Here is a 23,632-nt window from a genome sequence, read left to right as displayed (position 1 = left end):
TGATCAAGCACTGACGGCCCCCGCGGTGCTGTACCGGCCGAGGACCTCGTACACCGCCGTGAGGTCGTCCAGCTCGACCACGCCCTCCTGCGGCACCTTGATGTGCAGGTCGCGCTCGAACCGGGAGTACATCTCGATGACGAGGAGCGAGTCCGCGTCGAAGTCGTCGGCGAAGCTGCTGGTGTCGCTCAGCTCGGCCGGGTCCACTTCCAGGACGTCGGCCACGATCTGCCGGGCCTTCTCACGCAGGTCGTCCTGAAGAGCGTCGCTCATCTTCTTCATCCTCCGGTCGAATTGATCTCACCCGAGCCGATTCCCGGGCCAGGTGGTCGTCGCCCACTGGCGGCCACGACCACGAAACCGGGTTTTCGGTTTGGCGGCAAGCGTCACCAAAGTGACACGGCGTGTATCGCAGAGGGTACGCAGGATGCCACCAATTGCCGGAGGGCCCGGCATCCGCCCCTCTTTTATGTGGTTTCCAGCCAGCTTTTATCCGGGCCGTGCAGAATGCCGGAAGTTGATTTCTATCAGCTATGGGGAGACTGGTGCAGGAATGAAACCCGCCGGGTCAATAGGAATAACTTCCGCCGCTGTATGGCTGCCCGCGGAGCGTTCTCACGCGGCCGACGCGGTCGAAAGCCGCGGGCTGCGCGCGCGGGACGCCCGGAGCCTGGGCCACGGAGCGCTCCCCGTGGCCCGCACCGTGGCGGCGCCCGAGATGGCGGTGCTCGCCGCGCGCGACGCCCTCGGGACCGCGGACGCCGACGCCGGCGGGCTCGACGCGCTCTGCCATGCCTGGATGTACTACCAGGGGCACGACCTGTGGTCGCCCGCGCACTACATCGCCCACGAGATCGGCGCCCGCCGCGCCATGCCCTTCGGCCTCCAGCAGGTGTGCAACGGCGGCGCCGCGGCCGTCGAACTGATGGCGGCGTACCTCGGCACGCCGGACCCGTCCGGCGCCGGCCGGCCGAAGCGGGGCCTGGTCACCACGGCGGACCGCTTCATCGAGCCCGGGTTCGACCGCTGGTCGGGCGATTACGGCGTGGCCTACGGCGACGGGGCGACCGCGGTGCTGCTGCGCAGTCCGGCCGGACCGGACGACCCGTTGCGGCTGCTCGCGGCGGCCACGGTCGCGGCCCCGGAGCTGGAGAGCATGCACCGGGGCGCCGACCCCTTCGGGACGGCCCCGCACGCCTACCGCGAGCGCGTGGACATGCGCGCCACCAAACGCGCCTACCTGCGCGAGCACGGCGACCGGAACTTCGCCGCGGTCAACGAGCGCTCCATCCGGGAGGTGACGGGCGCCGCGCTGCGGGACGCCGGGGTGCGCCCGGACGATCCGCGGCTGCGGTACGCCGTATTGCCCCGGTTCGGTGCGAAGCTGCTCACCGAGAACTGGATTCCCGTGCTGTCGGCCTGTGTACCGGCCAAGATCGAGAATTTCGGGCAGGAGACCGGGCACCTCGGTTCCGGTGACGCCGTCGCGAATATTGCCGATGTGTTACACGCGGAACTCCTCGCGCCCGGTGAGCTGGCTCTGGTCTACAGCGCGGGAGCGGGATTCACCTGGTCCTGTCTGCTGGTGGAGGCGGCCGGCGCGTCCGCCGCACTCTGAGGAATGGACAGGGCGCATTCGACCGTAATACGGGGGTGGCGGACATCATCGAAGAACTGCTCGACGATCCCATCGTGGGCGTCGACGTATTTCATGCCACGGACGACACGGGACTTCTTCCCGAAGAGCGGTCCGCGGCCTCTTCCCTGTCGCGTGAGCGGAGACTGAAGTTCGCCGCGGTGCGCGACTGCGCGCGGCAGGGCCTGCGCCGGCTGGGCGTCGGTGCCGCGCCGATCCTGCGGGGTGCCGCCGGGGAACCGCTGTGGCCCGCCGGAGTCGTCGGCAGCATGACGCACTGCTCCGGGTACCACGCGGCCGCCGTCGCGCGGGCGGACCAGGTGGCCGCGATCGGCATCGACGCGGAGGTGAACAGGCCGCTGCGCTACCGCGAGATGCTGGACCTCATCGCGACCGCCCAGGAGCGCGCCTGGGTGGCGGAGTTCGAGTCGGCGTATCCGCAGGTGAGCTGGGCGAGGCTGGTCTTCACCGCCAAGGAGAGCCTGTTCAAGGCCTGGTTCTCGGTCACCGGGCAGTCGCTGGGACTCGGTGAGATCGTGGTCGAGGTGAATCCCCTGAGCGGGGAGTTCCACGCGCGGACGTCGGCTTCGCCCGGGCGGGGCCGCGACGCGCTCTCGGATCGCTGGAGCGGACGCTGGATGGCACGGGACGGCCTGCTGGTCGCCGCGGTCTCGATGCGCCGCTCCGGTCAGCTGCAAGAGGATGGGTGACAGACATGCGCAAGGTGCTCATCGCCAATCGTGGCGAAATCGCTGTCCGCGTGGCCCGGGCCTGCCGGGACGCGGGGATCGCGAGCGTGGCCGTCTACGCCGACCCGGACCGGGACGCATCGCATGTCCGCGCGGCGGATGAGGCGTTCGCCCTGGGCGGTGACACCCCGGCCACCAGCTATCTCGTCATCGACAAGATCCTGAACGCCGCCCGCGAGTCGGGTGCGGACGCCGTGCATCCGGGGTACGGCTTCCTGTCGGAGAACGCCGAGTTCGCCCAGGCCGTCCTGGACGCGGGCCTGATCTGGATCGGCCCGCCCCCGCAGGCCATCCGCGACCTGGGGGACAAGGTCGCCGCCCGGCACATCGCCCAGCGCGCCGGCGCCCCCCTCGTGGCGGGCACGCCCGACCCGGTCTCCGGTGCGGAGGAGGTCGTCGCGTTCGCGCGGGAGCATGGCCTGCCCATCGCGATCAAGGCCGCGTTCGGCGGTGGCGGCCGGGGCCTGAAGGTGGCCCGTACCCTGGACGAGGTCCCCGAGCTGTATGACTCGGCGGTGCGCGAGGCGGTCGCCGCGTTCGGCCGCGGCGAGTGCTTCGTCGAGCGCTACCTCGACCGGCCCCGGCATGTGGAGACGCAGTGCCTGGCCGACAAGCACGGCAACGTCGTCGTGGTCTCCACCCGCGACTGCTCCCTGCAGCGCCGCCACCAGAAACTGGTGGAGGAGGCCCCCGCCCCGTTCCTGTCCCCGGAGCAGGTGGCGGAGCTGTACCGGGCGTCGAAGGCCATCTTGAAGGAGGCCCGCTACGAAGGCGCGGGCACCTGTGAGTTCCTCGTCGGCCAGGACGGCACCATCTCCTTCCTGGAGGTCAACACCCGCCTCCAGGTCGAACACCCCGTCACCGAGGAAGTCGCCGGCATCGACCTGGTGCGGGAGATGTTCCGTATCGCCGACGGCGAGGAACTCGGCTACGACGACCCGGTCCTGCGCGGCCACTCCTTCGAGTTCCGTATCAACGGCGAGGACCCCGGCCGCGGCTTCCTGCCCGCCCCCGGCACCGTCACCCGCTTCGACGCCCCCTCCGGCCCCGGCGTCCGCCTCGACGCCGGCGTGGAAGCCGGCAGCGTGATCGGCCCCGCCTGGGACTCCCTCCTCGCCAAACTCATCGTCACCGGCCGCACCCGCAAGGAAGCCCTCCAGCGCGCCGCCCGCGCCCTGAACGAGTTCCAGGTCGAGGGCATGGCCACCGCGATCCCCTTCCACCGCGCCGTGGTCACCGACCCCGCCTTCGCCCCCGAGCTGACCGGCTCCAGCGACCCGTTCACGGTCCACACCCGCTGGATCGAGACCGAGTTCGTCAACGAGATCAAGCCCTTCGCCGCGCCGGCCGAGGCCGGCGCGGAGGACGAGGCCGGCGGCCGCGAGACGGTCGTGGTCGAGGTCGGCGGCAAACGCCTGGAAGTCTCCCTGCCCGCCTCCCTGGGCATGTCCCTGGCCCGGACCGGTCTCGCGGCCGGCGCCAAGCCCAAGCGCCGCGCGGCCAAGAAGTCCGGCCCGGCCGCCTCCGGCGACACCCTCGCCTCCCCGATGCAGGGCACCATCGTCAAGATCGCCGTCGAGGAAGGCCAGGAAGTCCAGGAAGGCGACCTCGTCGTCGTCCTCGAAGCCATGAAGATGGAACAACCCCTCAACGCCCACAAAACCGGCACCATCAAGGATCTGGCGGCGACGGTGGGCGCATCCGTCACCTCGGGCGCGGCCATCTGCGAGATCAAGGCCTGACACGCGGGCCGGCACGCGTCCCGGGCCCGTCTGCCGTACAGCCGGGGCCCGGGTGTCCGGGAGCGCAGGCGTCGGCCGTCAGGCGCTCTTCATCGTGCCGCCGTCGATGACGTAGTCGGCGCCGGTGATGTTGCCTGCGGCGTCGGAGAGGAGGAAGGTGACCAGGGTGGCGACCTCCTCGGGCTCCAGCAGGCGGCCCGTGGTGATCTGGAGGGTCTCCGGCATCCGTTCGAGGTACTCGTCCAGGTCGGTGCCGGCCGCTGCGGCCACCTTGCCGCCGAACCCGTCCGGGGCCTGCCACACGGAGGTGCGGACGACGCCCGGGGAGACCGTGTTGACGCGCACCCCGTGCGACCCGAACTCCTCGGCCAGGGACTTCCCCAGCGCGGTGAGCGCGGCCTTGGCGGCGCTGTAGGCGACGGGGCTCGCGGCGGGCATCCGGGAGGCGAGGGAGGAGATGTTGACCATGGCGCCGCCCTGCCGCATCAGGAGGGGCAGCACGGCCCGGCTGACGCGGACCGCGGTGAGCAGGTTGATGTCGAGGGTGTGCTGCCACTCGGAGTCGTCCGTGTCGAGGAAACCGGCCGGGCGCATGTCGTCGCCGGCCCCGACGTTGTTCACCAGCAGGTCGATGCCGCCCAGTTCGGCCACGGCACGGTCGACGAGCGTGGTGACGCCCTCGGCGGTGCTCAGGTCGGCCGCGACGGTGACCGCTCCGGTCTCCGTCAGCTCGGGCGTGATCGTGCGGGCGGCGCCCACGACACGGACGCCCTCGCCGGCCAGCAGCCGGACGGTGGCCAGTCCGATGCCCCGGCTGGCCCCGGTGACGACGGCCCTCTTGGACGCGAGGCCGAGATCCATCATGCTCCCGTTCGTCAGTGCGGATACGGATGTCTGCGTGCCCGCGCCGCTCCGGCGCGGACCCGGCCCCGCCGGGCGGGACCTGCCGCGCCGTCAGCGGCGGCGCTGCTGCTCGCCCGAGGCCAGGCAGCGGTAGAGGTAGGCGGCGGAGGCCAGCGTCATGTGGTGGTGCCAGCCGGGGAAGGAACGTCCTTCGAAGTCCAGCAGCCCCAAGTCGTTCTGCAGGCGCTGCACGGTCGCGTGCGTCAGTTCCGAGCGGAGCGCGAGCGCGTGGGAGACCTGGGGCCGCGTGTCGCGCAGCGAGGTCACCCAGAAGCGGGACGGCTGCCGCCGGGCGGCGGGTATCTCGGCCACCAGCCTCAGGGTCCGCCGGGCCGCCGGCGAGGAGGCCCGCGGCGAGTGGAACCGCACGGCGACCGTGCACAGACGCGTGCCGTCGCCGCGCAGGGACGGCGCCGTACGGGCACAGCCCTCCAGCAGGCCGGCCGCGGTGCTGGTGCGCATCCGCGCCGGTTCGTGGGCGTCGGCGCCCGGCAGGATCGCGGTGAACGGCTGGTGCGGCGGCACCTCGATCACGAAGTCCCGGCCGGTCTGGTTGAGGTGGGCGGCGAGCCGGGACGGGTCGCGGCTGTGGTCGAGGCTGTAGACGAGCGGGGCCGAGACGGCGACCTGGTCCGCCACGGACTGGTGGAGCATGTCCAGGGTGAGGGCCCAGGCGGGCCGCGGCGTCACCTCGTGCGGGATCTTGGCACGCCGGCGCCGCTCCGGATCGTCGCACCAGGCGTCGTTCAGCACCAGTTGCCAGTGAACAGGGATGCTCCGCCGGCCGTCCGTGAGGAACAGGCCGATACCCACCTGGCAGTTGATGTGCCGGCCGCTCTCGGGCACCAGGCGCTGGTGCAGGCCCACGGACTGGGTGCCGCCCCTGCGCAGCAGCACCGTGGCGGTCGTCCAGACGGCGCCGGGCATCAGGCCGGCGGCGATACGCGAGAGTTCTCCGCGCGGGGCCTCCCAGTCCCAGGGGCTGGAGGTGATGAACTGCTGCAAGGACTGGGAGGCGCTGGAGGGCAGGCCCAGGACACGGGCCATACGGCGTCCCGACTTGCGTCCCGGCGTGGACAGCAGACCGCGTAGATAGACGGTCGCCCACCGGCGCTGGTCGCATCGGGGAAGGTGCCCGAAGACCCGCTCGCTGTAGGCGGCGAGATCGGTCAGGTCGGTAAGGCCTGTTCGGCCTGTACGGCCTGTTCGGGTCGGTGTGGCGAGGACGGCTGTGGCTGGTGTGCTCATGGCTGACCTCCTCGGAACCTGTTCAGTCGGCCGACGGCGCTGGCGGCCCAATAAACATAGCAATATTTTTTCTTTTGCGACTGTGAGTGAGGCCCAGGTCACTCCGCTTACGCCTCCGGGCGCCCTCGCGCCCCGTACAGGCCGCCGGGCCAGGGCTGGAGCGGGTCGCGGGCAACCGGCCGCCGACGTGCGGTCCGTCGCCGGAAGTGGCCGTCGTCACCGGGGCCGGCGCGGGCGAGTTGACCAAATGCCAACGATCGCTTGCCCCGTCCACTTCCGGCGGCAAGCATTACGCAGCGATCAGGAGGAGGGGCTGTTCTTCGGACGGCAAGAGGGGGAACGGGCCCCGGCGAGCACGCTGCGGCCGTCTACTGGATCTTCAGTTCGGGCTTTCTGTTCTGCGCGGGTGCCACCGGGGCCGGACCGGCCTCGTACGTCTCTGTCCACCGCGGCACGGCCGCCGCGTCGGCCGGGTGAGCCGGCCGGTCCGTACACCGTCGCAACCGCGATGCACGCGCGTGCCGGGTACCACGGCTGCCCCCGGCACCGCCGACCACTCATCAAGGGCAGCCCGGAGCACCACAGCAAGGACGGAGGTCGGTCCGATGGACGTTATCGAACGGGGGATTCGCATGCTCGGCAGGGAGTCCGATCGCAAGTCGATGTCGGCCCTGCTCGCCTCGGTGGCGGCGGGCGAGGGCAACAGTCTCCTGGTCGTCGAGGGCCGGGCGGGCGTGGGCAAGACGACCATGCTCACGGAGCTGGCGCGGCTCGCCCGCGGCCAGGGCTTCTGCGTCGAGTCCCCGGCGGAACTCGCCGCGTCGGCCGTCTTCGCGGACGACCACTCCCTGCCGCTGGCGGCACCCAAGCTGATCGTCGTCGACGGTGTCGAGACCGCCGACCCCGCGGTGATCACCGACCTGTGCCACGCCCTGGCGCAACTGACCGGCCGCGACTGCCTGCTGGCCCTCGCGGTACGGCCCGGACGTGTGAGCGACCGCCTGCACCGGACCAACCCGGGCCACAGCGTGCGCGTGATGCGGATGCAACTGGGGCAGCTCTCCAAGCGGGACGCGATGCTGCTGTGCGCCGAGCTGTCCGGGGCGCGGCCCTCGCCGGAACTGCTCGGCATCGTGGAGTCGGCGGGCGGCAACCCGCTCATGGTGACGGAACTGGTCCGGGGCCTGCTGGAGGAGGGCGGCATCGAGGTGTTCGACGGCACCGCCCAACTGCGGTCGCCGGCGCTGCCGGAGCGGATCCAGATCGTCGTCCGGGGCTACCTGTCCTCCCTCTCGCCGGCCAGCCGGCACATGCTGCGGGTCGCGGCGGTGCTGAACACCGCGCTGCGGCCGGCCCAGCTCTCCTCCCTCGCGGCGTTCCTCGGCAAGTCCACCGCGACGCTCCTGCCGCTGCTGGACGAGGCGCTGGAGGCCGGGCTGCTGGTGGACAGCGAGGGCAAACTGGTCTTCCCCGGGGCGCTGCTGCGCAGGGTGGTGGCCGAATCCGTGCCCTGGTCCATGCGGCAGGCGCTCCTCCAGGAGGCGAGGGCGCAGCACATCGCCGTCGGCGAACCCCTCGCCGCCCGTCCGGAACCGCGCGAGGAGAGCGAGGAACTGGTCGGCGCGCACCGCGCGGCCGCGTCCGGCGTCCGCACCCCGCGCGGTGACGGCCTCGCCCTCACCGCCCCGTCCGCGCCCTTCGTCCCCTCCATCCCCTCCGCTCTGTCCGTCTCCCCTGGCTCCCCTGGCTCCGCCGGCTCCTCCGTCGGGAGGACGGCCGAGACGGCCGACGACCGGCTGAAGGCCAGCGAACTGACGATGCGGGAACTGGAAGTCCTCCAGTGCGTGGCCCAGGCGATGAGCAACCGCCAGGTCGGACGCCACCTCTCCATCACCGAGGGCACCGTCAAGAGGCACATGCGCAACATCTTCCGGAAGCTGGACGCGACGTCGCGCATCGACGCCGTGAACAAGGTGGGCCCGCTGATATCCGCGGGACCCAGGTTCCGTACCTGAGTCCCCACCGCCCCCGGACGTGTCCCGCGCGGCCCACGCCGCGCGGGACACGGCGCGTTCACACCTGCGGCAGGGCACCGCCGTCGATCACATGGCTGGCGCCCGTGATCCGGGCGGCCCGGTCGGACACCAGGAAGGCCACCAGGTCGGCGACGTCCTCCGGCTCGGTCACCCCGGCCATCGGAGCGCCCTCCGCCTGGACCATCAGATGGACGGCGGCATCGCCGTCCTGGCCCGTCGTACCCGTGATGTGCCGGGCGACCAGGTCCATGGCGGGCGTCCTGACCAGACCCGGCAGCACGCTGTTGACGCGTACGCCGTAAGGCGCCACCTCGGTCGCCAGGCCCTTGGCGTAGTTGACGAGCGCGGCCTTCGCCGCACCGTAGTGCAGCAGCGGCCCGGCGGGCCGGCGCGCGACGGTCGAGGCTATCTCGATGATGACGCCGCCGCGCTGCTCGACCATCGAGGGCAGCAGCGCCCGGTCCAGACGCACCGCGGCCAGACAGTTGGTCAGGAACGCCTCCAGGTAGGCCTCGTCGGACAGGGACGCGTAGCCCTCGAAGTTCGGCATGCCGCCGCCGCTCGCGCCCCCGGCGTTGTTGACCAGGATGTCCACGCCCCCGAGCAGGTCGAGCGCCGTGCCGGCCAGATGCGCGACGCCCTCCTGGGTGCTCAGGTCGGCCGTCACCAGCCGTACGGAGTCGGGCAGGTCGTCGGTCTCCTTGCGGGCCGAGGTCACCACGGTGGCGCCCTGGGCGGCCAGGCGCCGGACGATGGCCAGGCCGATGCCGCGCGTGCCGCCCGTGACCACGGCGCGCTTTCCCCGCAGGCCGGTCGATGTGCTGGTGCTGTCGGACATGGTGGGACTTCCTCAACAGGTGGTCGCCGCGCACGGGGGCGCGGACGGGGACGGGACGGGTACGGGGAACGGGGCGGGCCGGGGGCCGGCGGTCAGCCGGCCGTGCCGCGCGCGGCCGTCTGCCGTTGCGCGGCGATCTCCGCGATGCCCTGGTTGCCCTCCGCCCAGAGCACCGTCATCGCGATCTCGTCGATCTTCCAGCCGGTGGCGGAGCGCACCAGGTGGAACCGGTACAGCCCGCCGATCCGCCACAGCGGCGAGCCCAGCGGGTTGTCCAGCCGGTGGGTCGCCTGGTAGGAGGCGGTGCACCGGGCCGTGTCGCCCTCCACGGTGACCAGGTGATTGGTCATCAGGTGCTGGGAGGCGTCGTAGCCGCCGATCACCGCGGCCCAGGAGTCCACCAGGTCACGCGCGGGCGTGGTGGCCGGCGACCCGCCCAGGAGGCTGGTGTAGTCCACCAGGACCTTGTCGGTGAACAGGGCCGTGACCTCGGCCCACTCGTGCCGGTCCGTGTGCCAGCCCATACGGTCGCAGGTCTCGATGACCGCGGAACGGTCGTCCATGCGAGCTTCCTTGTCTTCGGGGTCTTCGGGATCGTCGGGGTCTTCGATGGCCTGGTGTTCTCCGGGCCCTTCCGGCCCGGAGCGGGTCACCAGGTCACGGGCAGCGCGTGCAGGCCCTCCAGCGTCATGCCGACCTTCATCGACACCTCGTCCAGGGGCACGGCCAGCCTGAGCGTGGGGATCCGCTTGAAGAGCGTCCCGAAGAGGATCTCCAGCTCGGCCCGGGCGAGGTTCTCGCCCAGGCACCGGTGCGGGCCGTGGCCGAACGCCAGGTGGCCCTGGGTGGAGCGGCGGATGTCGAAGGTGTCCGGGTTCTCGAAGACGCTGCCGTCCCGGTTGGCCGCGGCGGTCGACAGGATGACACCGTCACCCTTCTTGATCGTCTGCCCGGCGACCGTGACGTCGGCGGTGGCCACCCGCAGCGTGGTCAGGTCGGCGATGGACAGGAAACGCATCAGCTCCTCCACCGCGCCGGGCAGCAGCGACGGGTCCTCCCGCAGCAGGGCGAGCTGGTCGGGGTGCTCCAGCAGGGTGAGCGTGCCCAGGCCGATCATGCTCGTGGTGGTCTCCTGGCCGCCGATGAGCAGGGCGACCATCAGCTTCGAGACCTCGATGCCGGTGAGTTCGCCGGTCTGCAGCCGCTCGGTGATGAGCGTGCTGAGCATGTCGTCCGCCAGGTGCTCCTGCTTGGCCTCGACCACCTGGACGAGGTAGTCGAGCAGTTCCCGGCCGGCGAGGATGGCCTGCTCCAGGTCGGGCGCCTGCATGATGCCCTGGGCGTGCCGCTCGAAGAGTTCGTGCTCCTCGTAGGAGATGCCGAGCAGTTTGCAGATGACCCGCGACGGCAGGGGCCGGCCCAGGACCGCGACCAGGTCGACCGGGGTCTCGTGGCGCAGCAGTTCGTCGATGAGGTCGTCGGCCACCTCCTGGATCATCGGCCGCATCCGCTCCACCTGCTTGGCGGTGAAGCGCGGCAGCAGCATGCGCCGGCGCGACCGGTGGCGCTCCCCGTCCAGGCCGAACAGCTCCTGGGTGAACTCGGGGAAGTTCTTCTCGCGTTCGGCGAGGATGGGGAAGGCCGGGTTGTCGTGGTCGGAGGAGAACAGCGCGGCGTCCGCGAACATGTCGCGGTTCTCCTCGTGCCGGGTCACCAGCCAGGCCGTCCGCCCGTCGTACAGCCGTACCTGGGACAGCGGGCCCTTCTCGTCGAGGCCGGCGTACTCCGTGGGCGGGTGGTAGGGGCAGCCCCGGCGCATCGGGTACTCGGGCAGTTCCTGGGCGGCGAGCGCGTCGCTCATTTCGGGTTCCTCTCGGTTCGGGTGTGCCGACGGGGCGGCGGGATACGGGGGCCGGCGGCCGGTCACGAGCCGGCGCCTCCGGCCAGGCGGGTCAGCCAGGTGTGGACCGAGCGCGCGACCCCGGCGGCGTCGTCCTCGACGATGGTGAAGTGGTCGCCGGGCACCTGCTCGACGGCCATCGGGAACGGCAGGTCGCGGTCGGTGAGGTCGGGCAGCGGTTCCTGGCCCTCGGCGGCCGGCAGGGACGCCGTGGCCTGGACCAGGACGGTGGGGGCGCGGGTGGCGGACGGGGCGTAGTCGGCGAACAGCCGCAGGTAGGCGCCCATCGCCGTCCAGCGCACATGGTCGATACGGCCGAAGACCTCCTCGCGGTCGAACATGGCCTGGGTCAGCGCGGGCTGGATCAGCGGCAGCCGGCTGTCGAGGAAATAGGTGTCCAGGAGCACCACGGCGGCCGGTCCGTGGCCCTCGCGCTCCAGGTGCGCGGCGACGGCGTTGGCGAGCCAGCCGCCGGAGGAGTACCCGGCCAGGGCGAAGGCGCCGCCCTGGGCGCAGTCGAGCACCGCGCGCGCCTGCACCGCCACCAGGGCGTCGAGATCCGCGGGCACCGGCTCGCCCTCGGTGAAGCCGGGCGCCGGCAGCACCCGCAGCTCCCGCCGGCCGTCCAGGGCCGCCGCGATGCGCGCGTACTGCAAGGGGCTCGACGAGGCGCCGATGCTGGGGAAGCAGATCAGCGCCGGCCGGTCGGGGCCCTCCGCCAGCCGCACCGGGGTGCCCGCGACGTCCGTCCGCCCGGCGTCGAAGGCCGGCCGCAGCCGGGAGGCGGCCATCAGGAACTCGTTGCCCTCCCCGATCCGGCCCTGCGCGCAGGCGGCCCGGTACAGGACGTCGACGGTGTCGGACACGGCCGCGCCGCGCGCCGGGCCGGCGGCGTCCAGCAACTGCCCGATCCGGGCGGCGAGTACGGCCGGGGTGGCGCTGTCGAAGACCACGGTCGCCGGCAGCGTCAGACCGGTGGCCCGGTTCAGCGCGCCCCGCAGCTCCACGGCCGTCAGCGAGTCGAACCCGGACTCCAGGAACGGCTTGCTGTCGTCGAACCGTTCCGTGGGGCCGTAGCCGAGCACCTCGGCGGCGTGGGTGCGGATCAGCTCGCGCAGCGCCGCGACGCGCGCGGCGCCGTCGAGTCCGGCCAGGGACGGCTGCGGCGTGCCGGCGGCCGTCTCCTCGTCCGCGCGCGGTGCGGCGAGCGGGGCGACGAGGCCGCGCAGCAGCGCCGGTACGGCACCGCGTGCCACCGCGCCGCGCAGCACCGCCGTGTCGAGCCGCATCGGTACCAGCGCCGGCGCGCCCGCCGCCCAGGCCGAGTCGAGCAGGCTCAGCCCGTCCTCGGCGGAGAGCGGGAGCACCCCGGTACGGGAGAGCCGGGAGCGCGCGGCGGGATCGAGGGAGGCGGTCATCCCGGCGTCCTCGGCCCACGGACCCCAGGCCAGCGAGGTGGCGGGCAGCCCCTGGGCGGCCCGGTGGTGCGCCAGCGCGTCCAGGAACGCGTTGGCCGCCGCGTAGTTGGCCTGCCCGGCGGCGCCCAGCACTCCCGCCGCCGAGGAGAACAGGACGAAGCCGGTCAGCGGCAGCTCCCGGGTCAGCTCGTGCAGATGGAGCGCGGACTCGGCCTTGGCCCGCAGGACCGTGTCCAGGCGTTCCGGGGTGAGCGAGCCGAGCACGCCGTCGTCGAGGACGCCCGCCGCGTGCACGACGGCGGTCAGCGGCCGGCCGGGCGGCAGCTCCGCGAGCAGGGCCGCCAGGGCGTCGCGGTCGGCGACGTCGCACGCCGCGAGGGTGACCTCCGCGCCGAGACCGGTCAGTTCCTCCGCCAGCCCTGCGGCGCCCTCGGCGTCCGGGCCGCGGCGACTGGCCAGGACCAGCCGGCGCACGCCGTGCCGGGTGACCAGGTGCCGGGCGACCCGCGCGCCCAGTCCGCCGGTGCCCCCGGTCACCAGCACGGTGCCGTCCGTGTCGAGAGCGAGCCGCTCCGGGGCGGCCGGCACGGCGGCCCGCGTCAGCCGCGGGGCGTACAGCCGGCCCTCGCGCAGGGCGAGTTGCGGCGCGTACGTCCCGAGGGCGGACGCCAGTGCCCGCGCGGACGCCTCGGTGCCGTCCGTGTCGAGCAGCAGGAAGCGCTCCGGGTGCTCCGTCTGCGCGGACCGGACGAGGCCCCACACCGGCGCCTGCGCCAGAGCGAGTTCGCCGTCCGCGTGGCCGGTGGCGACGGCCCGCCCGGTGACGACCGCCAGCCGCAGCGAGGCGAAGCGGGGGTCGGCCGCCCAGGACCGGGTCAGCGCCAGGACGTCGTGGAGGAGTGCGCGTCCCGTCCCGGTGGACGCCGGGCACGGGAACACCACCACGTCCGGCGGCGGGGTGCCCGCGTCCAGGGCGGCGCCGAACTCCGTGAGCCCGGCGAAGACGGCCGGCCGTGCCCCGCCGGCCTCCAGGCCGGCCGGCAGGGTGCTGTCGCCGAGGACCACGCAGCGCGGTGCCGGGCCCGCCGGTTCCGTCCGCTGCCAGTCCACCGTGAACAGCGCGTCGCGCAGCCGCGCGTCGGCCGTGGGGAGCTGGGAGCGGGAGATCGGGCGCAGGGTGAGCGAGCGCACCGAGAGCACGGGCCGTCCCCGGTCGTCGGTGGCGGTCACCGACACGGCCGAGGGGCCCGCCGGTGCCAGGGTGACGCGCAGGACGCGGGCGCCGGCGCGGTGCAGGCTCACCCCGGTCCAGGCGAACGGGACCTGCGCCCCGGCGTCGGCCGGCAGCAGCGCGCCGGCGCCGATGCCGTGCAGGGCGGCGTCCAGCAGGGCCGGGTGCACACCGAACCCGGCGGCGGCCCCGCCGGAGTCCGCGGTAGGCAGCGCCACCTCCGCGAAGACCTCGTCACCGTGCCGCCAGGCCGCGCTGAGGCCCCGGAAGACCGGGCCGTAGCCCAGCCCGGCGGACGCCAGTTCGTCGTAGAGCCCGGACACGTCGACCGGGGTGGCGCCGGCGGGCGGCCACGCGGGGCCGGCCACGGGCTCCGGGGCGGCCGGGGTGCCGAGCAGCCCGGTGGCGTGGCGGGTCCACGGCGCACCGGCGCCCGCGTCCCGCGACCGGCCGTGCACGCTCACCGGACGGCGTCCGGCGGCGTCGGGCGCGCCGAGCAGCAGCTGCACCTCGATCTCGTCGCCTTCGGGCACCACCAGCGGCGCCTCCAGCGTGAGTTCCTCGACGCCGCCGCCGGTGCCCTGCCCGGCCTCGCGGCCCGCCGCCAGCGCCATGTCCACCAGCGCGGTGCCGGGCAGGACCGTGGTGCCCAGCACCGAGTGGTCGGCGAGCCAGGGGTGGTCCGCCAGGGACAGCCGGCCGGTGAACAGCACGCCGTCCCGGGCCGGCAGCTCGACGCCGGCGCCGAGCACCGGGTGCCCGGTCTCCCGCGCCCCCGCCGGGCGGGTCCGGTCCGGCACGTGCGCGCCGTCGTCCGCGTCGAGCCAGAAACGCCGGCGCTGGAACGGATACGTCGGCAGGTCCACCGGCCGGGCGCCGGTGCCGTCGAAGTACGCGTCCCAGTCCACCGCCACGCCGGCCGCGTAGGCCCGGGACACCGCGGTGACCAGCGACCGCTCCTCCGGCCGCCCGGCCCGCGCGCACGCGACGGCCACGGTGTCCGCCGCGTCCGGCAGGCAGGTGCGGACCATGGCGGTCAGCACACCGTCCGGGCCCACCTCCAGGAACGTGCCGACGCCCTGGCCGTCCAGGGTGCGCACGGCGTCGTGGAACCGGACGGCCTCCCGGGCGTGCCGCACCCAGTAGTCGGCGGAGCCCAGGTCCGCCGCGGTCACGAGGCCGCCGGTCAGGGTGGACACCAGCGGGATGCGCGGCGCCCGGAACTCCAGGTCCCGCGCCACGCGCCGGAACTCCTCCAGCATGCCGTCCATGTGCGCGGAGTGGAAGGCGTGGCTGACCTGGAGCCGCCGGGTCTTGCGGCCCCGGGCGGCGAAGATCCCGGCCGCCTCGGTCACGGCGGCCTCGTCCCCGCTGAGCACCACCGCGGCCGGTCCGTTGACCGCGGCGACGCCGACCGTGCCGCCGAGCCCGGCGAGCACCGGCAGCACTTCCGCCTCGTCCGCCTGTACGGCCACCATCGCGCCGCCGGCCGGCAGCCGCTGCATCAGCCGGCCGCGCGTCGCCACCAGCAGGGCGGCGTCCGGCAGCGACAGCACGTCCACCGCGTGCGCCGCGGCCAGTTCCCCGATGGAGTGGCCGGCCACGAAGTCCGGGCGCATTCCCCAGTGCTCCAGCAGCCGGAACAGCGCCACCTCGAAGGCGAACAGGGCGGGCTGCGCGTACGCGGTGCGGTCCAGCAGGCCGTCCGGCCGCTCCGCGGCGAAGACGACGTCCTTGAGCGGCTGGTCCAGATGGACGTCGAGGTGCTTGCAGACGGTGTCGAAGGCGTCGGCGAACACCGGGAACGCGTCGTACAGCTCGCGGCCCATCGCCGCCCGCTGGCTGCCCTGCCCGGTGAACAGGAAGGCCGTGCGGCCCGTCCCGCGCACGCCCCGCACGAGCTCCGGCGCGGTCCTGCCGTCCGCCAGCGCCTCCAGGGCCCGCCGCACCTCGTCCGGTTCGCGGGCCACCACGACCGCGCGGTGGTCCAGCGCGGCCCGCCGGGTCAGCGACCAGGCGAGGTCGCGCGTCCGCTCGCCGGGATGCTCCGCGAGGTGGGCCAGCAGCCCGCGGGCCCGGTCGCGCAGCGCCTCTTCGGTCCGGGCGGACACCGGCAGCGGCAGGACGACGTCGCGGTCGTCGCCGGTGCCGTGGGTGCCGTCGGTGTCTTCGGCGGGGGTGGGGGTGGGTGGTGCTTGTTCGAGGATGAGGTGGGCGTTGGTGCCGCTGACGCCGAAGGAGGAGATGGCGGCGCGGCGGGGTTGGTGGGTGGTGGGCCAGGGTTGGTCGTTTGTGAGGAGGGTGATGTTGCCGTGGGTCCAGTCGGCGTGGGGGGTGGGCTGGTCGATGTGGAGGGTGCGGGGGAGGTGGGCGTGGTGGATGGCCATGACCATTTTGATGAGGCCGGCGATGCCTGAGGCGGCTTGGGTGTGGCCGATGTTGGATTTGATGGAGCCGAGGTAGAGGGGGCGGTGGGTGGGGTGGTGTTGGCCGTAGGTGGCGAGGAGGGCTTGGGCTTCGATGGGGTCGCCGAGGGTGGTGCCGGTGCCGTGTGCTTCGACGGCGTCGATGTCGGCGGGGGTGAGGCGGGCGTTGGTGAGGGCTTGTTCGATGACGCGTTGTTGTGCGGGTCCGTTGGGTGCGGTGAGTCCGCTGCTGGCGCCGTCTTGGTTGATGGCGGAGCCGCGGATGACGGCGAGGACGGGGTGGTTGTTGCGGTGGGCGTCGCTGAGGCGTTCCAGGACGAGGACGCCGGCGCCTTCGCCCCAGCCGGTGCCGTCGGCGGCTGCCGCGAACGGCTTGCACCGCCCGTCCGCGGCGAGCCCGCCCTGCCGCGCGAACTCCACGAACACGCCCGGCGTCGACATGACGGTGACCCCGCCGGCCAGCGCGAGGGAGCACTCGCCCGAACGGAGCGCGTGGGCGGCCTGGTGGATCGCCACCAGGGACGAGGAGCAGGCGGTGTCCACCGTGACCGCGGGCCCCTCCAGCCCGAAGGTGTAGGCGAGCCGGCCCGAGGCCACGCTGCCCGCGCTGCCGTTGCCGAGATAGCCCTCCACCTCCTTGGGCGCGCGCACGACCCGGCTGCCGTAGTCGCTGTACATCACGCCGACGAAGACCCCCGTCGCACTGCCGCGCAGCGACTCCGGGGACAGGCGGGCCCGCTCGAACGCCTCCCAGGAGACCTCCAGGAGCAGCCGCTGCTGCGGGTCCATCGCCAGCGCCTCACGCGGGCTGATCCCGAAGAACTCCGGTTCGAAGTCCGCGGCGTCGTACAGGAAACCGCCCACCCGGGGCCGGCCGGTCTCCTCGGCCGCCAGCCGGCCGAGGTCCCAGCCGCGGTCGGCGGGCGGCTCCGCCAGCGCGTCCCGGCCCTCGGCGACCAGCTCCCACAGCTCCTCGGGGCCGGTGACGCCGCCGGGGAACCGGCAGGCCATGCCCACCACGGCGATCGGCTCCCGCAGCCGCGCCTCGACCTCCTCCAGCCGTGCCCGGGTCCGCTTCCCCTCCTCGATCGCCCGTTTCAGATAAGCCCGCAGCTTCGTCTCGTCCGCCACGCGTTCCACACCCCTTTTCGTCAGCAGGTCCGACGGTGTGTCAGTCGGCCGTGCCGAAGCCGTTGTCCACCAGGTCGAACAGTTCTTCGTCGGTCGCCTCGTCGAGCGCGGGCCCGAGGTCCGCCGGCTCCGCCGCGGACAGTTCGGCCAGCAGATCCGTCAGCCGCTCCACCGCCCGCCGCCGCGTCTCCTCGTCCGGCGACGCCCCGCGCAGCGCGGTGGCCAGGCGGTCCAGGTCGGTGAAGACCGAGGCCGTCACCGCCTCCTCGCGCGGGGCCAGCAGCTCGCCGAGCCGGCCGGCGACGGCGAGCGGAGTGGGATGGTCGAAGACGAGGGTGGTCGGCAGCCGCAGCCCGGTGGCGGCGGCGAGCCGGTTGCGCAGTTCGACCGCGGCCAGCGAGTCGAAGCCCAGGTCCACGAAGCCGCGGCCGTCCGGTACCGCGTCCGGGGAGGCGTGCCCCAGCACCGAGGCGGCCGTGGCGCGGACCAGGTCCAGCAGCACCCGGGCGCGTTCGGCCTCCGGCAGGGTGTCGAGGCCGGTCAGGGCGGCCGGCTTCGCTCCGGCGCCGGAACCGCCGGCCGTGCCCGCGCGCGGGCCGGTGACGAGGTCCCGCAGCACCGGCCCGACCACGCCGGCCGCCGACTGCTCCCGCAGGACCGCGGAGTCCAGCAGCAGCGGCACGAGCACCGCCTCCTCGGACTCCAGCGCCCGGTCGAAGAGCGCGAGGCCCTGGTCGAGGGAGAGCGGACGCGTCCCGGAGCGCGCGATGCGGGCGAGGTCCACGTCGGACAGGTGGCCGGTCATCCCGCTGCGCCGCTCCCAGAAGCCCCAGGCCAGCGACGTACCGGGCAGGCCGGCCGCCCGGCGGCGCCGCGCCAGGGCGTCCAGGGCCGCGTTCGCCGCGGCGTAGACCGCCTGCCCGGCGGTGCCGAGGATGCCGGAGGCCGACGAGAACAGCACGAACGCCTTCAGGTCCAGGTCGCGGGTGAGCGCGTCCAGGTGCAGCGCCGCGTCGACCTTCGGGCGGACGACCCGCTCCAACTGCTCCGGGGTCACGGCGGTCACCACCGCGTCGTCGAGCACCCCGGCCGTGTGGATCACCGCCGTCACCGGGACGCCCTCGGTGCCGTCCGCGCCGTCCGTGCCGTCTGTGCCGTCCGCTGGGTTCGCCAGCAGTCGCGCCAGCGCGTCGCGGTCCGCCACGTCGCAGGCGACCGCCCGCACCGCGGCGCCCTGCTCCGTCAGCTCCGCCACCAGTTCCGCCGCGCCCGGGGCGGCGGCGCCCCGGCGGCTCACCAGCAGCAGGTGCCGCACCCCGTGCGCGGCCACCAGGTGCCGGGCCACGGCGGCCCCGAGGGTGCCGGTGCCGCCGGTGATCAGCACCGTGCCGTCACCGAGCGCCGGCACGCCGGCCCGCGACGCCTCGCCGTGCCCGCTGTGCAGACGGGGGACGACGACCTTGCCCGCGCGCACCGCGCACTGGGGTTCGCCGGTGGCCAGGGCCGCGGCGAGCTGTTCGGCGCGGGGCCGGGCGGGATCGACGTCCACCAGCACGATCCGGTCGGGGTGCTCCGTCTGCGCCGAGCGCACCAGCCCCCAGACGGCGGCGGCCGCGACGTCCGGCACGTCCGACGGCTGCACCGCCACGGCCTCCCGGGTGACGAACACCAGCCGGGCCGCGGCGTACCGGTCGTCGCCGAGGAACGTCCGCAGGAGCGTCAGCGTCCAGTCGGCGGCCCGGCGCACGGCGTCCGGGCCGTCCCCCGTGGTGCCGGGCGGGCAGAACGCGACGATCGCGTCCGGGCGGGGCGCCCCCGCGTCCAGGCTCGCGGCCAGCGCGTCCAGGCCGGCGTGGTGGGCCGTCTCCACCAGCAGGTCCGGCGTCTCCGCCGGCAGGTCCGGGGCGGGCCCCAGCAGCGCCCAGTGTCCGGTGGGCGCCTGGCCCCGCGCGGCGGCCGCGGGCCAGCCGAGCCGCAGCAGACCGCCGGCCCGGGCCGGCAGGGCGGAGCCGAGGCGGGCGGGATCGACCGGCCGCAGGGCCAGGGAGCCGACCGTGGCCACCGGGTTCCCCGACGGGTCGGCCAGGGCGACGGACACGCTGTCCGGGCCGGTGGCGGTCAGCCGTACCCGCAGGGCCGTCGCGCCGGCGGTGTGCAGGCGGACGTCGCTCCAGGAGAACGGCAGCAGCGTGGGACGCTGCCCGTCCGGCTCCGGGGCCCCGTCGGCCGGGGCCGGCTCCCGCCGGTCGCCGGGCAGCAGGGACACGGCGTGCAGGGCCGCGTCCCACAGGGCCGGGTGCAGACCGAACGGCGTGTCGCCGGCCGGCTGTTCCGGGTCCGGCGCCACCTCGGCGAAGACCGCCCCGTCGGTCCGCCAGGCGGCGCGCAGCGCCCGGAAGGAGGGCCCGTAGTCGTATCCCCGGACGGCCAGCCGGTCGTAGTGGCCGGCCACGTCGACCGGGGTCGCACCCGGCGGCGGCCAGTCGTGCGCTTCCGGCGCCGCCGGTTCGCCGTCCGGGGCAAGCAGTCCGGTCGCATGGGTGGTCCAGGGCACGTCGTCCTCGTCCCGGGCGTGCACGCTGACGGCCCAGCCGTCCGTGTCGTCCTGCCGCCGGGCCACGACCTGGAGCGTCACGGTGCCGTCCGCCGGCAGTGCGAGCGGCGCCTGCACGGTCAGTTCCCGCACCTGCCGGTGCCCGGTCAGCTCGCCGGCCCGCAGCGCCAGTTCGAGGAACGCGGTGCCGGGCAGCAGGATGGTGCCGTGCACCGTGTGGTCGGCCAGCCACGGATGGGTGCGCACCGACAGCAGCCCGCTCAGCACCAGCGTGTCGCCCGTCGCCGCCGGGACGACCGCGTCGACCAGGGGATGGCTGTCGCCCTCCAGTCCGCCGGCCACGCCGCCCGCGCCCGTGGGCCGGTCGTCGAGCCAGTAGCTCTGTCGCTGGAACGCGTAGGTCGGCAGCTCCGCCCGGCGCACCGCGCGGCCCTGGAACACCGGGTCCCAGCCGACCGGGACGCCCTGCGTCCACAGCGTGGCCGCCGCCTTCAGGAAGCCCGCGAGGCCCGCGTCGTCGCGGCGCAGCGAACCGGTGACGAGGGCGCCGGCCGCGTCGGCGTGCTCCATCGTCTCCTGCATCGGCACCACCAGCACCGGGTGCGGACTGACCTCCACGAAGACGTCGTGGCCCTGCCGTGCCAGCGCCTCGGTGACCTCCGCGAGCCGCACCGGGCGGCGCAGGTTCTCGTACCAGTACTCCGCCCCGAGGGAGGCGTCCTCCACCAGCTCGCCGGTGACGGTCGAGCGGAACGCGGTGTGCGGCCGGCGCGGTGTGATGTCCCGCAGCTCGCTGAGCAGGGTGTCGCGCACCTCCTCGACCTGGGCGGAGTGGGAGGCGTAGTCCACGGGGATGCGGCGGGCGCGGATCTGTTCCGCGGCGCAGTGCTCCAGCAGTTCGTCCAGGGCACCGGTCTCGCCGGACACCACCACCGAGGACGGGCTGTTGACGGCCGCCACCGACAGCCGGCCCTGCCAGCGGGCCAGCAGCCGGGTGGCGCCGGCCTCGTCCAGGGCCACGGTGGCCATGCCGCCGTGGCCGGCCAGCGCCCGCAGCGCCCGGCTCCGTACGGCCACCACGCGCGCCGCGTCCGGCAGGGACAGGGCGCCCGCCACACAGGCCGCGGCGATCTCGCCCTGCGAGTGGCCCACGACGGCGTCCGGCACCACACCGGCCGCCCGCCACAGCGCGCTCAGCGCCACCATCACGGAGAACAGGGCGGGCTGCACGATGTCCACCCGCTCCAGCCAGTCCGGCTCCGCGGTGCCGCGCACCACGTCGAGCAGGGACCAGTCCACGTACGGGGCGAGCGCGGCGGCGCACTCCTGAAGCGACCGGCGGAACTCGGGCGAGGTCTCCAGCAGTTCGGCGGCCATGCCGGCGAACTGGGCGCCCTGGCCCGGGAAGACGAACACCGTCTTCGGGCGTACGCCGGAGGAGAGCCGCTCGTCGGGGATGCGGCCGGTGACGACGGCCGGGGACTGCTCGCCGCGGGCCAGCGCCGCGAGTCCCGCCGTGAGTCCGTCCCGGCCGGGCGCCACCACGACGGCCCGGTGCGGGAAGGCGGACCGGGTCGTCACCAGCGAGTGCCCGATGTCCGTGGCGGACACGTCCGGGTGGGAGCGCGCGTACGCCAGCAGGCGCGCGGCCTGCGCCTGGACGGCCTGCGGCGTCGTACCGGAGACCGGCCAGGGCACCGCGGCCGGCGCCGGCGCTGCGTCCTCGGTGGCTTCGGTGGCTTCGGTGGCTTCGGTGCCTTCGGCGTTTTCGGCGGGGGTGGGGGTGGGTGGTGCTTGTTCGAGGATGAGGTGGGCGTTGGTGCCGCTGACGCCGAAGGAGGAGATGGCGGCGCGGCGGGGTTGGTGGGTGGTGGGCCAGGGTTGGTCGTTTGTGAGGAGGGTGATGTTGCCGTGGGTCCAGTCGGCGTGGGGGGTGGGCTGGTCGATGTGGAGGGTGCGGGGGAGGTGGGCGTGGTGGATGGCCATGACCATTTTGATGAGGCCGGCGATGCCTGAGGCGGCTTGGGTGTGGCCGATGTTGGATTTGATGGAGCCGAGGTAGAGGGGGCGGTGGGTGGGGTGGTGTTGGCCGTAGGTGGCGAGGAGGGCTTGGGCTTCGATGGGGTCGCCGAGGGTGGTGCCGGTGCCGTGTGCTTCGACGGCGTCGATGTCGGCGGGGGTGAGGCGGGCGTTGGTGAGGGCTTGTTCGATGACGCGTTGTTGTGCGGGTCCGTTGGGTGCGGTGAGTCCGCTGCTGGCGCCGTCTTGGTTGATGGCGGAGCCGCGGATGACGGCGAGGACGGGGTGGTTGTTGCGGTGGGCGTCGCTGAGGCGTTCCAGGACGAGGACGCCGGCGCCTTCGCCCCAGCCGGTGCCGTCGGCGGCTGCCGCGAACGGCTTGCACCGCCCGTCCGGGGCCAGTCCGCCGTGCCGGGAGAACTCCACGAACGCGTTGGGCGTGGCCATCACGGTGACGCCGCCGGCCAGCGCGAGCGAGCACTCGCCCGAGCGCAGGGCGTGGGCGGCCTGGTGGATCGCCACCAGTGAGGACGAGCAGGCGGTGTCCACGGTCACGGCGGGGCCGGTCAGCCCGAGGATGTACGAGGTGCGGCCGGCGGCCACGGCCGCCGTACTGCCGGTCAGCCGGTAGCCGGCCACCTCGTCGGGGCCGTCCGTCCGCGGCGCGAAGGCGTACCCCTGGTGCGTCAGCCCCACGAACACACCCGTGCGGCTCTCCCGCAGCGCCAGCGGGTCGAGGCCGGCGCGCTCCAGGGACTCCCAGACGATCTCCAGCCACAGCCGCTGCTGCGGGTCCATCGCCAGCGCCTCACGCGGGCTGATCCCGAAGAACTCCGCGTCGAACCCGGCCACGTCGTCCAGGAACGCGCCCGAGCGCACCGGGGTCTTGCCGGGGCGGCCGGGCTCCGGGTCGTAGAGGGCGTCCAGGTCCCAGGTGCGGTCCGCCGGCAGGTCCGATACGGCGTCGGTGCCCTCGGCGACCAGCCGCCACAGCCCCTCCGGCGAGTCCACGCCCCCGGGGTAGCGACAGCCCATGCCGACGATGGCGATCGGTTCGTGCCGCCGTTCCTCGGCGTCGTGCAGCCGCTCCTTGGTCTGGCGCAGTTCGTTGGTGACCAGCTTCAGATACTGGCGGAGTTTGTCGTCGGCGGCGGTCACGAGATCCCCAGCTCCTTGTTGACGATGTCGAACATCTCCTCGTCGGTGGCCGCCGTCAGCACGTCGGCTTCCGCGGTCGCCTCGGACCGTGGCCGCTCCCACTTCCACAGCAGCGTCCGCAGCCGGCCGACGACCCGGTCCCGGTCGTCCGGCTCCAGCGCTCCGACCAGCTCCTCCAGTTGCTCCAGCCGGCCGAGCGCGTCCGCCCCCTCCGCGTCGTCCGGCGCCAGGGACGCGTCCAGGAACCGGGCCAGCGCGGCCGGGTTGGCGTGGTCGAAGACCACCGTGGTGGGCAGCCGGAGACCGGTGGCCTCGATCAGCCGGTTGCGCAGCGCGACCGAGGCCATCGAGTCGAAACCGGCCTCCTGGAACGCCTTCGTGGCGTGCACGCGGTCGGGCGAGGTGTGCCCCAGCGCGCCGGCCGCCTCGGTGCGCACCAGGTCCAGCAGCACCTGCCGGCGGCCGTCCGGGTCCAGCCCGGCGAGTCGCTGCCGCAGGTCCTCGGCGTGCCCGGGGCCCGGGTCGCCGCGCAGGGCCCGCTGGGCGTCGGGCAGGTCGTTCAGCAGCGCCCGGGTCCGGGCGAGGCTGTAGGCGGGGGCGAACCGGGACCAGTCGATCGCGGCGAAGGCGGTGGCGGTCTCGT

The 23,632-nt window shown here is 74.1% G+C and carries 11 protein-coding genes and 2 pseudogenes; 4 read left to right on the top strand and 9 right to left on the bottom strand.

The features are described 5' to 3' along the window. Window positions 1-3 precede the first annotated feature (3 nt). Window positions 4-273 carry an acyl carrier protein gene (locus ACZ4SV_RS29575; protein ID WP_365882253.1) on the bottom strand — a complete coding sequence of 90 codons (270 nt, stop codon included), beginning with the start codon at window positions 271-273 and terminating at the stop codon, window positions 4-6. Window positions 274-691: 418 nt separating this feature from the next. Between ACZ4SV_RS29575 and ACZ4SV_RS29570 the strand changes: the two genes are divergently transcribed. The 3 genes from ACZ4SV_RS29570 to ACZ4SV_RS29560 are packed head-to-tail and all read left to right on the top strand — an operon-like array spanning window position 692 to window position 4,127. Continuing rightward, complete coding sequence (locus ACZ4SV_RS29570) at window positions 692-1,618, top strand: ketoacyl-ACP synthase III family protein (RefSeq protein WP_468007827.1); 927 nt, start codon at window positions 692-694, stop codon at window positions 1,616-1,618. Between the two features lie 35 nt (window positions 1,619-1,653). Further along, window positions 1,654-2,346 (top strand): 4'-phosphopantetheinyl transferase family protein, encoded by a 693-nt coding sequence (locus ACZ4SV_RS29565; protein ID WP_468007825.1) that lies wholly within the window; start codon window positions 1,654-1,656, stop codon window positions 2,344-2,346. A 5-nt stretch (window positions 2,347-2,351) separates the two neighbouring features. Continuing rightward, complete coding sequence (locus ACZ4SV_RS29560; RefSeq protein WP_468007823.1) at window positions 2,352-4,127, top strand: acetyl/propionyl/methylcrotonyl-CoA carboxylase subunit alpha; 1,776 nt, start codon at window positions 2,352-2,354, stop codon at window positions 4,125-4,127. Window positions 4,128-4,205: 78 nt separating this feature from the next. Here the strand turns inward: ACZ4SV_RS29560 and ACZ4SV_RS29555 are convergent, their stop codons facing one another. Together ACZ4SV_RS29555 and ACZ4SV_RS29550 are read right to left on the bottom strand one after the other, a co-directional pair. Next, window positions 4,206-4,988, bottom strand: a complete 783-nt coding sequence (locus tag ACZ4SV_RS29555) for an oxidoreductase (protein WP_365878617.1) — start codon at window positions 4,986-4,988, stop codon at window positions 4,206-4,208. A gap of 93 nt (window positions 4,989-5,081) precedes the next feature. Then, window positions 5,082-6,278: an IS701 family transposase gene (locus tag ACZ4SV_RS29550; protein ID WP_397943881.1), complete on the bottom strand. Its 1,197-nt coding sequence runs from the start codon at window positions 6,276-6,278 to the stop codon at window positions 5,082-5,084. A gap of 605 nt (window positions 6,279-6,883) precedes the next feature. Between ACZ4SV_RS29550 and ACZ4SV_RS29545 the strand changes: the two genes are divergently transcribed. Further along, complete coding sequence (locus ACZ4SV_RS29545; protein WP_468007821.1) at window positions 6,884-8,293, top strand: helix-turn-helix transcriptional regulator; 1,410 nt, start codon at window positions 6,884-6,886, stop codon at window positions 8,291-8,293. 58 nt (window positions 8,294-8,351) lie between these two features. Here the strand turns inward: ACZ4SV_RS29545 and ACZ4SV_RS29540 are convergent, their stop codons facing one another. From ACZ4SV_RS29540 to ACZ4SV_RS29515, 6 genes and pseudogenes are all read right to left on the bottom strand, one after another. Further along, window positions 8,352-9,152: an oxidoreductase gene (locus tag ACZ4SV_RS29540; RefSeq protein ID WP_365873499.1), complete on the bottom strand. Its 801-nt coding sequence runs from the start codon at window positions 9,150-9,152 to the stop codon at window positions 8,352-8,354. Window positions 9,153-9,244: 92 nt separating this feature from the next. Next, window positions 9,245-9,715 carry a nuclear transport factor 2 family protein gene (locus ACZ4SV_RS29535; RefSeq protein WP_365873501.1) on the bottom strand — a complete coding sequence of 157 codons (471 nt, stop codon included), beginning with the start codon at window positions 9,713-9,715 and terminating at the stop codon, window positions 9,245-9,247. Window positions 9,716-9,801: 86 nt separating this feature from the next. Continuing rightward, window positions 9,802-11,013: a cytochrome P450 gene (locus tag ACZ4SV_RS29530; RefSeq protein WP_397943876.1), complete on the bottom strand. Its 1,212-nt coding sequence runs from the start codon at window positions 11,011-11,013 to the stop codon at window positions 9,802-9,804. 62 nt (window positions 11,014-11,075) lie between these two features. Further along, window positions 11,076-17,246 (bottom strand): annotated as a pseudogene (locus tag ACZ4SV_RS29525) (type I polyketide synthase); the annotation flags it as partial. A gap of 52 nt (window positions 17,247-17,298) precedes the next feature. Beyond that, window positions 17,299-22,989, bottom strand: a complete 5,691-nt coding sequence (locus ACZ4SV_RS29520) for a type I polyketide synthase (RefSeq protein WP_468007818.1) — start codon at window positions 22,987-22,989, stop codon at window positions 17,299-17,301. Then, window positions 22,986-23,369 (bottom strand): annotated as a pseudogene (locus tag ACZ4SV_RS29515) (phosphopantetheine-binding protein); the annotation flags it as partial. The pseudogene ACZ4SV_RS29515 and the gene ACZ4SV_RS29520, both read right to left, overlap by 4 nt. Window positions 23,370-23,632 lie beyond the last annotated feature (263 nt).

This window comes from Streptomyces sp. NPDC027672 (genome assembly GCF_055566335.1).
The sequence above is the reverse complement of the archived record's forward strand: the minus strand, read 5'-3'. Positions and strand labels throughout refer to the sequence as shown.